Raw genomic sequence first — 12,976 nt, 5'->3', positions numbered from 1 at the left:
CGGCGGAGTCAGCTGCCGCTGCGGGTCTCGATGACCTGCTTGGCGACGTCGACCAGCTTGACATTGCTCGACTGGGACAGCTGACGCAGCATTTCGAACGCGCGGACGGCGTCGACGTTGTAGCGCTCCATGATCATGCCCTTGGCCTGACCGATGAGGTCGCGGCTGCTGAGTGCCGTCTGCAATTGCTCGCCATGCCTTCCGGCGACGATCGCCGCGGCGGCGTGGGCGGCCAACACCGAGCCGATGGCCTCCGATTCCGCGTCGAAGGCATGCGGCTCACTGGAGAACATGTTCAACGCACCAGCGTTTCGCCGCGTGGTGTACAGCATGAAGGACAACGAGCTGCGAACGCCGAGCTCCAGGACCTTCGGCGTATAGACCGGCCAGCGCTGCTCGTGCTCGAAGTCGTCGGTCCGCACGATCAAATCCCCCACGGCAGCCTGTACGCACGGGCCCTCGCCGGTCGAGATCTGGATGTGGTCGAGTTCGTACATGAGATCGGAGGTCGGCGCGAGCGTCTCGTACTTGCCCCCGGTACCGAGCAGAAGCATGCCTGCGTACTGTGCGCCCGGCACAAGATCCAGAACCGCCTTCGTGGTGGTCCGCAAAACGTCCTCGAGCGCGGCAGGCGCGGCGACGTCACGCGCCAGTTCCGCCATGCGCACGGCGAGGTCGTGATTTGACGCAGATGTCATGCGCCCACTGTCTCACGAAGGGTTGGGACTGAGCCGTCGATTGCCATGGTGGGGAAGCGTCAGCCGAGTACCGGAAGACGGCGCTCGGCAGACAGGCGATCGAGCGCGTCCTGCATGACCGCCCGCACGTGGCGGTCGACCTCATCGATGTCCGGCGATGACCCGAACTGGCTCTCGATGTCGATCGGTTCCAACACCTCTGCCACGATCTTGGCCGGTAACGGCAGGTTGGGCGGTAACAACACAGTCAGGCCGAACGGTAGGCCCACGCTGACGGGGAGAATCTCCATCCGGATGCGTTTGAGACCCAGCCGACGGGCGAGCCGATGACCCCGGCTCAGGAACAGCTGCGTCTCCTGCGCGCCGATCGAGACGGCGGGGACGATCGGAACACCAGCCTCGATCGCGGTGCGCACATAGCCGGTCCGACCGTTGAAATCGATGGTGTTGGCCTCGAAGGTGGGCCGATAGGAGTCGTAATCGCCGCCGGGAAACACCAAGACCACCGCACCGGCGCCGAGCGCGGCCGCAGCGTTCTCCGGGCTGGCCTCGATGACGCCCAGCCGATTCATCACCCACGACAACGGGCCCATCAGGACGCCGTAGTGAGCCAGTGTGTGCAACGGTCGGTCGTATCCGAACCGGTCATAGAAGACCGGGGCGTAGATCAGGACATCGGGCGTCATCATGCCGCCCGAGTGGTTGCTCACGACCAGCGCTGGCCCATCGGCGGGTATCCGGTCAATCCCGCGGACTTCTGGCCGAAACCAGCACCGCGCCATCGGTCGCAGCCACGCTGTCACCTGCCGGACGAATGTTGGGTCCCACTTCGCACGTTCTGGAGTGCCCACGGGTGCCCGCCCTTCGTTGGGTGCACATCCGATGGTGCGTCATCGACTGGGTCGACGACGGGCGATTCACGCTATTGGGCGACAGCGTCCCGTAGCAGGATCAGACGCTCAGGTGAACGGCAGGAAGTCTCCGTTGACCCAGACCCCCCAGTGCCCACCCGCGGGCAGCTGCGCCCACACCATCGGGTGACCCTGCCAGGACTCGGCCGGCTTCTTCGGGGCCCCCGGCGGGGGAACGGGGTCGGCGCTCGCGGTGGCCGAGCCCAGGCCGATGGCCGTCACAGCGATCGCACCTGCGGCCGCAACAGTGGCCAATGCCGCCTTGGTCAAATACATGATGCCCACCTCGGTGCTCGGAAACTCGATCGAACACTGAAAGCTTAGCCAATCGAAACGATCCTGTGGCAGGGTGCCTTCGCATGTTCGTCGCATGGTGGTACCCGGTCGATGTGTGCGACGATGCCTCTACGCTCGGCTCGCTTGGTGCTCCCGATCGGTTACCAGTGGGCGTGACAGAGAGGACCGCCGGATTCATGGCCGAAAGGCAGCGCGCCACCTTGTCCCTCAGCGCGGCGAAGTTCGCGATTGCAGGTGTCACCGTTGCCGGCGCGGTGCTGGCCGCGGCGGTTCCTGCGGCAGCGGAGCCCGCGCCTCCTGTGCCGCCACCATCGGATCCGGCGGCTGCCGCGCCCGGCCAACCGGTCGTGCTGCCGCCTGATGGAGCGGTACCACCCCCTGCGCCGCCACCCGCCGGTCCACCACCGGTACCCGAGATGGCCAACCCGGTATACGGCTCCGGCCAATACGGATCCGGCCCGCTCGGAACACTCAGGGATCTGTGGCACCAGGCGCAGAACCCCTACGACCTGCAAGGGCCCACCGGGCCTGCCGCGCCACCGCCACCGGGAGCCGGCCCGCCGCCGCCGCTGCCGCCCGGCTACGTGTCGATGAACGCGCCCGGCTCGGAAACTCCGGTCACCGCGCCAGATCCCAACGCCGGTCCGGGCGCTGAAGGTCCGCCGCTACCGCCCGGTTACTACCCGTTGGACGGGCCGCCGCCGCCCGGATACGAATACAACACGCCGGGTGCACCGGCGCCCGCACCGCCGCCACCGCCTGCTCCGTAACGCCCACACGTCGCGAGCGGCACCCCACGATATTGGTTTGCCGTGGTGTCGCAGGGCGGCCAAGGTGGGATCGTGGATATCCACGCCGGCCAACTACCGATCACCGTGGCGACGGTGCGTTCGTTGGTCGATGAGCAGTTTCCCGCGTGGCGCGGTCGGCGTATCGCCCCCGTCGCCCGAACCGGCACGGTCAACGCGATCTACCGAATCGGGCGCGGTCTCGCGGCGCGGTTCTTGCTGCAACACGAAAACACCGAAGCGGCATGGCAATTGCGGCGCACTGAAGTCCGGGCCGCGGCTGAACTACGGGGTCGGACCCGATTCGCGACGCCTGCCCCGGTCGCCCTGGGGAAGCCTGGGCACGGATATCCGATGCCCTGGTGGGGTGCAGACCTGGGTCCCGGGTGTTGACGCCGCGAAGCGGGATGCCGGGAGCTCGATCGGCTTTGCGACCGATCTGGCGGAGTTCATCGCAGGCGTACGCAGCATCGATACGTGCGGCAAGCAGTTCAGCGGGCATGGCCGCGGGGGAGAACTGAAAGACCATGACGCGTGGATGGACACATGTTTCGAGCGCAGTGAAGGCCTGCTCGACGTGGCCGCGTTGCGCCGGTTGTGGAACGAGATGCGTGAGCTACCACGCGGCGCGGACGCCGACGTGATGAGCCACGGAGACCTGATTCCCGGCAACATCCTGGTGTCGAAGGAGCGTCGCCTGGCCGGCGTGCTGGATGTAGGCGGCCTGGCGCCCGCTGATCCGGCACTCGATCTGGTGAGTGGTTGGCATCTGCTGGAAGCCCGCCCCCGCGCCGTTCTTCGTGAATGCCTCGCGTGCGACGAGCTTGTCTGGCAGCGGGGACGGGCGTGGGCGTTCCAGCAGGCGATGGGTCTGGTGTGGTACTACGCCAGTTCTCATCCAGCGCTGAGCCGGGTGGGACGCCGGACCCTGCACCGCATCACCGCTGCCCGTGCCTGACGTGCCAATGCGACCGAGACCGTATAGAACCGAGTGATGTGGCTTCGCGCAGTGATCAAAGGTATGGCGGCGGCGGTTGGGGTTGCGGCGGCGGCTTCGGTGTCACCGCCACACGCGGCGGCCGATGCCGTTCCGGTCATCACGCCGAACGTCGTCGGCGTCGTGCCGCACGACCCCGCCGCCTATAGCGAAGGTCTCGAGTTCGACGGGCCAGCCCTCTACGAGGCCACCGGCGAGGTCGCGAAATCGCAGTTGCGCCAGGTTGATCCGGAGACCGGCCGGGTGATTCGGACTGCCGACCTACCCCCGGACTACTTCGGTGAAGGGATTGCTGTTGTCGGCGACCGCATCTGGCAGCTGACCTACCAGAACGGTGTTGCGATCGAATGGGACAAAGCCACGTTCGAGCCGATACGTGAAGTCCCCATGGAGGTGGGGGGATGGGGGCTGTGTTTTGACGGTTCCCGCTTGATCAGCAGCGACGGCACCGACCGCTTGTCGTTTCACGACCCCGCGAGCTTCGCCGAGATCGGTGGCGTCACCGTGACTCGCGATGGCGCGCCGGTCAACGGGCTCAACGAACTCGACTGCGTCGACGGCCAGGTGTGGGCCGCGGCATGGCCCGACGACCAGTTCGTCCGCATCGACCCCGCGACCGGCGCAGTGAATCTCGCCATGGACGTGTCCGGCCTGTGGAACTCCGGTGACCGCACACCCCGGCAGGTCGTCAGCGGTATCGCCCACATCGCCGGCCAAGACTTCCTCATCAGCGGCAAGGACTGGCCGCAGAGCTACAAGATTCGCATCGACCCGTCGTGAGCTGCGGCCGTTCGGTCAGTTTCGGCCCGGACGTGGAATGGCGGCCAGACCGTTGCGGCGCGCGGTCGTGGCAATGCTGAACCACCATGGTCTTTTCGGGTCGGGCTCGCGGCCCGCGGCGATCCGGTGGATCTGGTCGGTGTGCCACTGCACGTCTAGCAGTGCATCAGCGGCGTGCAGGTCGATCATGCGGCCGAGCAGTGCGCGTCCCGTGACACGTGGCGTCCCGGCCGGTGCGTAGTGGTCGGCGTTGCTGAGTAATTGGTGCGCCGCGTCGGGGTCGATGCACAGCGGGCGGCCGATTCCGATGACGTCGCACGCACCTTCGGTGAGTGCTTGCTCCATGGCGCCACGGGACCGGAAGCCGCCGGTGACCGCGAGCGGCACCGTGCCGGCATGGCGGCGAACCCGCTCGGCGTAGGACAGGAAGTACGCCTCCCGCTCGCGGGTGCTCTGCCGCGTGACGGATCCCATCATCGCGGGCTGCTCGAACGTGCCGCCGCTGATCTCGATGAGATCGATGCGCTCGCATGCGAGCCGGGCGACGACTTGTTGGGATTCCTGCTCGGTGAAGCCTCCGCGCTGGAAGTCGGCCGAATTCAGCTTGATCCCGACGGCGAACTCATCACCGACCGCGCGACGGACGGCGCGCAGAACCTCGACTGGAAAGCGCATGCGGCGGTCGGGATCACCGCCCCAATCGTCGTCGCGCACATTGGCCAGCGGCGAGAGGAACTGCGAGATCAGGTAGCCGTGCGCGCCGTGCAACTGGACGCCGTCGAACCCGGCCTCCTTGGCGATCGTTGCCGCCGTCGCGAAGCGTTGCACAGTCGCCTCGATCTCGGTGGCTGTGAGCGAGCGCGGTCGTGGCGCACCGGGAACACTGAGCGGCACCGCGCTCGGCGCGACCGGCCGCGTGCGCCCGGCAAGTGGATTGGCTTGGCGTCCAGGGTGATTGAGCTGCATCCAGATGAGCCTGCCCCCGCGTTGGGCGGCGCGGGCCCAGCGGCGCAGGCGGTCGGGATCGCAGTCTTCGTCGATGGCGACGTTGCGTGGTTCGGCCATGTGTCGCCGGTCCACGGTCACGTTGCCGGTGATCATCAAACCGCATCCGCCGCGACCCCAGCGGTCATAAAGCTGCTCCAGTTCGCGCGTCGGTGCATGCTCACGATCACTCAGCTGCTCGCTGAGCCCTGCCTTCATCAGCCGATTGGCGAGCGTCTGGCCGCACGCGAGGGTGAGCGGCTGGCCGACAGCGCTCATCGCGCCGGGACCGGAATCAAGAAGCCACCCGTCGAGTCGCCGTCGTCCATGATCGGAACTGCAGGACGCATCCGACGACGCGGCCCTCGGGTCGCCGCTTCACTTTCCGCCATACCGAACGCTACATCGCCGAGCGGCTGGAACGGGTTGCCGGCCGCGTTATCGATGTCGACACGGCAGCTTCGGCCGGTGATTGTGTTGCATGCGGTTGGCGAAGCAAGATGGTTGAGCGCGAACGCATTCGACACACGCATGGACGGTTCAGATGATTCTGTCGAAGGTCAGGGACCCTCGCCTGGTGACGATAAGGCGCGGCGGGACTCTCACCGATTCGGATCATCGCCTCCTCGCGCTGTGGGCGGCCTCGTGCGCCGAACACGTCCTTCACCTGTTCGAGTCGGCCCGTCCTGACGACCTACGCCCGCGCCAGGCGATCGATCAGATCCGCGCCTGGGTGCGCGGCGAGGTCACGATGATGCAGGCGCGCGCCGCAGGTGGTCACGCGATGGGAGCGGCCAGAGATCTGCGCGGCGCGCCACGGCACGCCGCCTACGCGGCAGGCCAAGCCGGGGCGGTCGCGCACGTGGCTGCGCACGACCTCGGTGCGGCGGCATACGCGATCAAAGCCGTGCGTGCTGCCGTGCCGGACGACGGTGAGGCCGCGGGCCGACTTGAGTGCCGGTGGCAACGCGAGCAGCTTCCCGAGGCGATTCGCGAGCTCGTCCTCGACGATCAGCGGTTGCGCAACGACATCTGCTGGTCAGTGTTCGACTGCTAGGGAATGGCGAGCAGCGTCAGGCGGCCGGGCGAAGGATCGCGACGAGGAAATCGGCGTCGTCGGTGAACGGTCGCAGATCCCAGGTGGACAACAGCAGATCGGGCGTGAATCCGGCCGCGGCGCCGTCGTCGAGAAACTGGTCGAACGCGTACTCGCGGCCGGCGCCGAAGCCGATCACCGCGCGCCCGTCGTTCCGAAGATGGGCGCGCAGGCGGGCCAGCACCTGGACGCGCGTGCTCGGCGCGAGGAACGTCATGACGTTGCCCGCCGACAGAATGACGTCGAACGGTTCGGCGATGCCACGCGCGGGCAAGTCGAGCTCGGCGAGGTCGCCGACAAGCCAGCGTGGCCCGGGATGGTCCTGCTCAGCCGCTTCGATGAGTGCCGGGTCGACGTCGACACCGACCACGTCGTGGCCGGCTTCGAACAGGTGGCCGCCCAACCGGCCGGGGCCGCACCCGGCGTCCAGGATGCGCGCTGCGCGGGGCGCGATCGCATCGATGAGGCGCGCCTCGCCGGCGAGATCCTCACCGGCCCGGGCCAGGGAACGGAAGCGTTCGACATACCACTGCGAATGGCCGGGATCGGCCTCGACCTTCCGCATCCAGATGCTCTGCTCGACCATGCCTGCATTGTCCCAGTGACGGGAGCCGATCAGACCGTTGGCAACCGGTTAGGAAGCGCCGAGGATCTTGATCGCGAAGATGAGCGAGTCACCCTTCTGGATTCCGGCGGCCGGCTGGCCCTCCGGGTAGCCATCGGCGGAGGTCATCGCGACCGCCACAGTCGACCCGACGTTCTGTCCGGCGATGGCCTTCTGGAATCCGGGCACGACGCCGTCGAGCGGGAACTCGACCGGGGCGCCGCGCTCGTAGCTGCTGTCGAACACCGAGCCGTCACGTCCGTTGACGCCCATGTAGCAGACTGAAACCGTCGCGGTATCTGCGACGACCGGCCCGTTGCCGGCCTGCAGCGTTTTCACCTGGGTCTCCGCCACGCTGAACGGTGCCTCGACCTTGACGTTGGGGGCCGTCGCATCGGTGGATCCGGTTACCGCGACGCTGCCGGTGGCTCCGGGGAGGGTCCACTCGGGTGCCGCCGCGCTGTCGGGGGCTGCCGTCGGGCATGTGCTCGCGGCGGCCGGCGTTTCGCCGACGGTGGACGTCGCAACGTTGGCGACCGAGGGTGTGCTCGCCGATGGAGTGGCCGGGTCGGATCCGCACGCGGCGAGCGTCATGGCGATCGCGGCGGCGCCGCCCAGCAGCGCGACCGAGGATGACACACGAGAGGAATTCACGGTCGCCACGCTACAGCCGCATCGTGCGGGCTATTCCGGTAGGCCTCGTGGTAGGGACAGCCCTACCAGAAAGACACTGGAGCACTGGATCGGTCCGATCCGGAAGAGCGCCTAACGTCGACGAGGTGACCGCCGCCTCCACCGCGCCGCCCGAACGCGTGGGCTTCATCCGTCAACTGGGCGTCGACACTGTCTACGTCCTCGTCGGCTTCCCGCTCGCCACAGTGGGTTTCGTCGTCGCGGTCACCGGGATCTCGGCGGGGCTCGGCACACTGGTCATCGTCGTCGGCGTTCCCGTCCTCGCCGCGACCCTGTTGGCGGGACGTCTCTTCGCGGATCTGGAACGGTTGCGCCTCCCTGCGGTGTTGCACCGGCCGGCGAGCAGGCCGGCCTATCGCATCTCCGAACCCGGCGTGGGCGTCTGGAAACGGATCGTCAACCCGCTGCGCCAGACCCAGTCTTGGCTGGACCTGCTGCACTGCATCGCGCACTTCCCGATCGCTGTCGCGACGTTTTGCATCGTCGTCGCCTGGTGGGCGGCAGCGCTCGGCGGGACGTCGAACATACTGTGGGACTGGGCAATTCCGCGCGGTCCGGACAATAACTCGTTGGCCGAACTGATCGGTCTGGGCGACAGCGCGTTCGCCCGGATCGGGCTGCAGACCGCGATCGGCCTGATATGCCTGATCACGTTGCCGGCGGTGGTCCGCGGCTGCGCGCTCGTTTCGGCAGCCTTCAGCCGCGCCTTGTTGACCAGCTTGGCCGAGATGCGCGAAACCATCACCCGTGCTGACCGACCAGAAGGCTGCCGCGGTCTCTGCCGAGGCGACCGCGCTGCGGCGGCTGGAACGCGATATCCACGATGGTCCGCAGCAACGGCTTGTCCGCCTGGCGATGGACCTCGCCCGAGCCCGGCAGCAGCTGGACAGCGATCCGGCCGCGCTCGGTGGCACGCTGGATGAGGCGATCGCCCAGACCCGAGACACCCTCGACGAGCTGCGGGCGCTCTCGCGGGGGATCGCACCGCCGGTGCTCGCCGACCGCGGGTTGCCCAGTGCGTTGGCGGCACTGGCCGGCCGGTGCACAGTGCCCGTCGAACTCGCCGTCGACGCTGAGCTCGGCGCGCCGAGCGGCCGACTCGACGCCGCGGTGGAGAACACCGCGTACTTCGTGGTCGCCGAGGCCCTGACCAACGTGGCCAAACACAGTGCCGCAATGAACTGCTGGGTGACAGTGGCGAAAGTGCCGGGGCGCCTTGGCGTTCAGATCATCGACGACGGCGACGGCGGCGCGCACGCGGCCAAAGGGCATGGACTTTCGGGGCTGGCCGACCGGGTCCGCGCAACCGGTGGCACGCTGAGCGTGGTCAGTCCGGCGGGCGGGCCGACGGAGATCAAGGTGGAGCTGCCGTGCTGAGAGTGGTCGTGGCCGACGACGCGGTGCTCCTTCGCGAAGGACTCGTCAGGCTGCTGACCGAGAACGGCCATGCCGTGGTCGCCGCGGTCGGTGACGGTCCATCGCTGGTCCAGGCGGTCGAGGACCACCGGCCCGACGTCTCGGTGGTCGACGTCCGAATGCCGCCATCCCACACCGACGAGGGTTTGCGGGCCGCGGTCGAAGCGCGCCGGCGAGTGCCGCGCTCACCGGTGCTCGTGTTGTCTCAGTACGTCGAGCTGTCCTATGCCGATGACCTCCTCGCCGACCGCGCCGGCGCGGTCGGATACCTGCTCAAGGACCGGGTCGCAGCGATCGCCGAGTTTCTCGATGCCGTCGACCGGGTGGCCTCCGGTGGCACCGTGCTCGACCCCGAGGTGGTCGCCCAGCTTCTGCTGCGGCGCCGTGACGACCCACTGGGCGAGTTGACCCAGCGCGAACGGGAAGTGCTGGCGTTGATGGCAGAAGGCCGATCGAACACGAACATCGCGCGCACGTTGAGCGTCAGCGACGCCACGGTCGAAAAGCACGTCGGCAACATCTTCACCAAGTTGATGCTGCCGCCCGACGAGGAGCAACACCGCCGTGTGCTTGCCGTCCTCGCGTTCTTGCGCGGTTGAGTTCGAGGTGAAGACCTGGGCGTCGACACCGGTTCACGCATGGAGACGGGGCCGGTAGGTCAGCTCTTGGATCCGGCCGTCGAGCGTGCGGCTCTCGATCAGCTCGAGATCGAAATCGGCCCCGCCTTCGAAGATGGGATTGAGTCCGGTCTTTCCGGTGATCACCGGAAAGAGTGTCACCTGCACACGGTCGACAAGTCCGGCGGCCATGAGTGCCCGGTTCATCGACAGGCTGCCGTGCGAGCGCAGCGGCACCTCGGATTTCTCCTTGAACCGCGCGACGACGTCGACAGCGTCTCCGCTCGCGACGGTCGCATCCGGCCAGTCAAGGGGTTCCTTCAGGGTCGTCGACACCACGGTTGTCGGCGTGTTCCTCATCCGGGTAACCCACGGGTCTCGCACCTCGGAATTCTCACCGCCGGAAGCAACCATCTTTGCGAACACGCGATATGTGTTGGCGCCGAAGACCGTTCGTGCGGGCTCGCTGTACATGGCAAGGCGATGATCGAGCAGTTCGGGCCCTTGTTTGCCCCAGTAGCCGGTCCAGTCGCCGCCGGCGGTGCCGTAGCCGTCGAGACTTGAGAAAACGTCGAATGTGTAGGTGGCCGTCATGTGGTTCCTCCAGGGGGTCGATCGCGTCTACCTATACAGACCGGGAACCGCCCCGAAACTGATCGAGCCGCCTGAGCGCAATCAACCACGCCCGCGGCGTAGCCGCCGTCCGAGTTTGACGTACTTCTCCTCGGCGGCCTCGTTCTTTTCGATGACGCGCGTATCTTTCGGTGGCAGTTGGAGGTCACGTTCGGCGGGTATGCCCGCCTGGAGCTGTCGCCCGCGCTCGAGCTCGGCGTCCAGCTCGGCGCCGAACAGCAGGGCCAGGTTGGTGAGCCACAACCACAGCAGGAACACGATGACGCCGGCAAGCGCCCCGTAGGTCTTGTTGTAGCTGCCGAAGTTGCTGACGTAGAAGCCGAACCCGACGGATGCGATCACCCACACCACGATCGCCACGGCTGAACCGATGCTGAGCCAACGGAATTTGGGCTGCTGCACGTTGGGCGTGGCGTAGTACAGGATCGCCACGGCGAGCATGACGAAGACCAGGATCACCGGCCACTTGGCGATCGCCCATGCCGTCTGTGCGGCGGAGCCGAGACCGATGATGTTGCCGAGCGTTTCGGCGACGGGTCCGCTCACCGCGAGCATGAACGCCACCGCGGCCGCCAAGATCAACGCGACCAAGGTCAGCAGCAATTGTTGGGGACGCAGCTTCCAGGCCGGACGACCCTCGCCGACCTCATAGATGCGGTTCATCGCACGACCGAACGCGCCAACATAGCCAGAGGCCGACCACAGCGCACCGAGCACGCCGACAAGCAGGGTGACCCCCGCCGACGGGCTCTCGACGACCTGCTCGATGGGTTGTCTGAGGAGGTCGAGCGCCGACGCGGGCACCACGTCACCGGCCGCCTCGAGCATGGCGTCGGTGGTGCGCTGGCCCTGACCGAACACGCCCAGAAGTGACACCATCACCAACAGCGCGGGGAACAGGGAAAGCACCGCGTAGTACGTCAGTGCGGCGGCCAGGTCGGTGCACTGGTCGGCGCTGAACTCCCGCGCGGTTTTCCGCAGCACGTACCACCAGGAGGCTTTGGTGAGGTCATCCGGGGAATCCGGCTTGCGCGGGTCGTCCGGGTGGGGTGCCTGAGCTTTTTCCTGCGTCTGCTCGGCGCCGGGTTGTTCGTCTACCCGCGTGGGTTCGTCCCCAGCATCGCGTTCGGCCATACTCTGAGGTTCCCGATATCAGGCGCTGCCAATCTCGCGACGGGTTTCGGGAAGTCACCTAGAACGCAGGTAGCCGGCTCTCCGGGCGTTTCGCCAGCATGCTGATGCGGATCTCGGGCGCGGTGTCGTCGCGGCTCACTTCACGGAAGCCGAGCTTGCGGTAGAGCCGGTAGGCCCGGCTGTTGACTCTCAGAACATTGAGTCGCACCTGTTTGCCCCGCGCGAAGGCGTCGTCGAGCAGGGCCTCGATGAGCTCTGCGCCGATGCCGCGGCCCTGATAGGGCGGGGCGATCTCGATGAGGCCGAGAAACACCTCGCCGGGCTGGTCTTCGACGTTGAGCCTGCCGATGTCGATGCCGTCGGCAACGATCACCTGGGTGCGTTCGGGGATTATGGTGCGCTGGAGGTGGGCGCGCTGGACGTCATCGTCCCAACCCCAGACCTGATCCACGTAGGGGCCAAGGGTCTGCTTGTGCAGCTCGAAGAAGAACTCGAAGTCGTCCGCTGTCGCCGGCCGAAGGCTGACCATTCTCACAGCCTCCGGACGTCGAGCGCTGTCTCGACAACCGTGCCGTCGACGCTCTCCACGAAATATGCTCCGGCACTGTCATTTTCGGCGACTGCCTCGACGAAAGTGCGGCCGCGGTACAGCACACCGGCGCCGTCGTCGGTGGCATACGCAGCGGGCAGGACGCGCTCGCCGACCAGCCGTTGCAGCAGCGGCCGCCGCTGTTCTTCGACGTCGTAGTGGACACCGTTCGCGTACGGGACGAACCCGAGCCCGTTGGTCACAGGCTGGAGCTCAGGCCCGAACGAATCGGTTGTGCCGCCGGTATGCCAGCAGATGGATCCAGCGGAAATGCCGGTCAGGACGACACCCGCCTGCCAGGCAGCGTGCAGGACGGCGTCGATGCCGTGCAACCGCCACATTGCCAGCAGGCCGGCGACGCTGCCGCCGAACACCCACACCACGTCCTGCTCGAGCAGGTGCGCGGCGATGTCGTCGACGTTCGGCATCGGGAACAGCGACAGATGGGAGACGGCAAATCCGCGCTCCTGCGCCGCCTCGGTGAGGTAATGCAGGACGGCCTTGTCGTCACCCATCGCCGTGGCCAGCAAGCACAGTCGCGGGGCACGGCCGGTCACACCGGACAGCTCGACGGCGAAGTCCGTCAGCGCAGTGAAAGCGAACCGGGTGCGTCTGCCGTAACCGATGCCGCCGCTGGTGGCCAGAATGGTCGGTGTGTCAGCGGGCATAGGTTGACCGTAGGCCTACCTTGCCAACGCGGACAACTGATTTCGCCAGCGCAGGTGTCAGACCGGCACAG

The 12,976-nt window shown here is 67.1% G+C and carries 16 protein-coding genes and 1 pseudogene; 7 read left to right on the top strand and 10 right to left on the bottom strand.

Annotated elements, in window-relative coordinates; all coding sequences use genetic code 11:
* Positions 1-8 precede the first annotated feature (8 nt).
* The 3 genes from AWC31_RS35340 to AWC31_RS35330 all read right to left on the bottom strand — a co-directional run bounded on the left by AWC31_RS35340 (position 9) and on the right by AWC31_RS35330 (position 1,885).
* Positions 9-698 (bottom strand): GAF and ANTAR domain-containing protein, encoded by a 690-nt coding sequence (locus tag AWC31_RS35340; RefSeq protein WP_085150368.1) that lies wholly within the window; start codon positions 696-698, stop codon positions 9-11.
* Positions 699-757: 59 nt separating this feature from the next.
* Positions 758-1,582, bottom strand: a complete 825-nt coding sequence (locus tag AWC31_RS35335) for a 1-acyl-sn-glycerol-3-phosphate acyltransferase (protein WP_067855676.1) — start codon at positions 1,580-1,582, stop codon at positions 758-760.
* A gap of 75 nt (positions 1,583-1,657) precedes the next feature.
* On the bottom strand, positions 1,658-1,885 hold the full coding sequence (locus AWC31_RS35330; RefSeq protein WP_067855962.1) for a hypothetical protein: 228 nt from the start codon (positions 1,883-1,885) through the stop codon (positions 1,658-1,660).
* A gap of 197 nt (positions 1,886-2,082) precedes the next feature.
* Between AWC31_RS35330 and AWC31_RS35325 the strand changes: the two genes are divergently transcribed.
* The 3 genes and pseudogenes from AWC31_RS35325 (at position 2,083) to AWC31_RS35315 (ending at position 4,471) form a co-directional block, all read left to right on the top strand.
* Positions 2,083-2,676, top strand: coding sequence for a hypothetical protein (locus AWC31_RS35325; protein WP_085150628.1), 594 nt, complete (start codon positions 2,083-2,085; stop codon positions 2,674-2,676).
* Between the two features lie 78 nt (positions 2,677-2,754).
* Positions 2,755-3,652 (top strand): annotated as a pseudogene (locus AWC31_RS35320) (aminoglycoside phosphotransferase family protein).
* Positions 3,653-3,688: 36 nt separating this feature from the next.
* Positions 3,689-4,471, top strand: coding sequence for a glutaminyl-peptide cyclotransferase (locus tag AWC31_RS35315; protein WP_085150366.1), 783 nt, complete (start codon positions 3,689-3,691; stop codon positions 4,469-4,471).
* A gap of 15 nt (positions 4,472-4,486) precedes the next feature.
* Here AWC31_RS35315 and AWC31_RS35310 read toward each other — a convergent pair whose 3' ends face one another.
* On the bottom strand, positions 4,487-5,734 hold the full coding sequence (locus AWC31_RS35310) for an NADH:flavin oxidoreductase/NADH oxidase family protein (protein WP_085150364.1): 1,248 nt from the start codon (positions 5,732-5,734) through the stop codon (positions 4,487-4,489).
* Between the two features lie 265 nt (positions 5,735-5,999).
* Between AWC31_RS35310 and AWC31_RS35300 the strand changes: the two genes are divergently transcribed.
* Positions 6,000-6,512 (top strand): putative immunity protein, encoded by a 513-nt coding sequence (locus AWC31_RS35300; RefSeq protein ID WP_085150361.1) that lies wholly within the window; start codon positions 6,000-6,002, stop codon positions 6,510-6,512.
* Between the two features lie 16 nt (positions 6,513-6,528).
* On the opposite strand, the gene AWC31_RS35295 is transcribed toward AWC31_RS35300, so the two are convergent.
* Together AWC31_RS35295 and AWC31_RS35290 are read right to left on the bottom strand one after the other, a co-directional pair.
* Complete coding sequence (locus AWC31_RS35295) at positions 6,529-7,137, bottom strand: class I SAM-dependent methyltransferase (protein WP_085150359.1); 609 nt, start codon at positions 7,135-7,137, stop codon at positions 6,529-6,531.
* Between the two features lie 48 nt (positions 7,138-7,185).
* A complete protein-coding gene (locus tag AWC31_RS35290) occupies positions 7,186-7,794 on the bottom strand; it encodes an FKBP-type peptidyl-prolyl cis-trans isomerase (protein WP_067855660.1) in 609 nt (202 codons plus the stop codon).
* A 140-nt stretch (positions 7,795-7,934) separates the two neighbouring features.
* Between AWC31_RS35290 and AWC31_RS38080 the strand changes: the two genes are divergently transcribed.
* The 3 genes from AWC31_RS38080 to AWC31_RS35280 are packed head-to-tail and all read left to right on the top strand — an operon-like array spanning position 7,935 to position 9,863.
* Entirely contained in the window at positions 7,935-8,771 is an 837-nt protein-coding gene (locus AWC31_RS38080; protein WP_234817112.1) for a sensor domain-containing protein, read from the top strand.
* Complete coding sequence (locus AWC31_RS38075) at positions 8,704-9,225, top strand: sensor histidine kinase (protein WP_234817111.1); 522 nt, start codon at positions 8,704-8,706, stop codon at positions 9,223-9,225. Before AWC31_RS38080 ends, AWC31_RS38075 begins: the two co-directional genes overlap by 68 nt.
* The gene (locus AWC31_RS35280; protein ID WP_067855950.1) at positions 9,222-9,863 is read left to right on the top strand and encodes a response regulator transcription factor; all 642 of its coding nucleotides are present in this window, start codon (positions 9,222-9,224) and stop codon (positions 9,861-9,863) included. The genes AWC31_RS38075 and AWC31_RS35280 overlap by 4 nt, the downstream gene beginning before the upstream one ends.
* A gap of 33 nt (positions 9,864-9,896) precedes the next feature.
* On the opposite strand, the gene AWC31_RS35275 is transcribed toward AWC31_RS35280, so the two are convergent.
* From AWC31_RS35275 to AWC31_RS35260, 4 genes are all read right to left on the bottom strand, one after another.
* A complete protein-coding gene (locus AWC31_RS35275; RefSeq protein WP_085150357.1) occupies positions 9,897-10,475 on the bottom strand; it encodes a dihydrofolate reductase family protein in 579 nt (192 codons plus the stop codon).
* Between the two features lie 81 nt (positions 10,476-10,556).
* Entirely contained in the window at positions 10,557-11,648 is a 1,092-nt protein-coding gene (locus tag AWC31_RS35270) for a YihY/virulence factor BrkB family protein (protein WP_085150355.1), read from the bottom strand.
* A gap of 58 nt (positions 11,649-11,706) precedes the next feature.
* Positions 11,707-12,177: a GNAT family N-acetyltransferase gene (locus AWC31_RS35265; RefSeq protein ID WP_085150353.1), complete on the bottom strand. Its 471-nt coding sequence runs from the start codon at positions 12,175-12,177 to the stop codon at positions 11,707-11,709.
* Positions 12,178-12,179: 2 nt separating this feature from the next.
* Positions 12,180-12,905, bottom strand: a complete 726-nt coding sequence (locus tag AWC31_RS35260) for a Type 1 glutamine amidotransferase-like domain-containing protein (protein WP_085150351.1) — start codon at positions 12,903-12,905, stop codon at positions 12,180-12,182.
* Between the last annotated feature and the right edge of the window lie 71 nt (positions 12,906-12,976).

The organism is Mycolicibacterium wolinskyi, assembly GCF_002101965.1.
Classification (GTDB): Bacteria; Actinomycetota; Actinomycetes; order Mycobacteriales; family Mycobacteriaceae; genus Mycobacterium; species Mycobacterium wolinskyi.
Note: the sequence above shows the minus strand (reverse complement) of the source record. Positions and strands in the feature narration are given on the sequence as shown.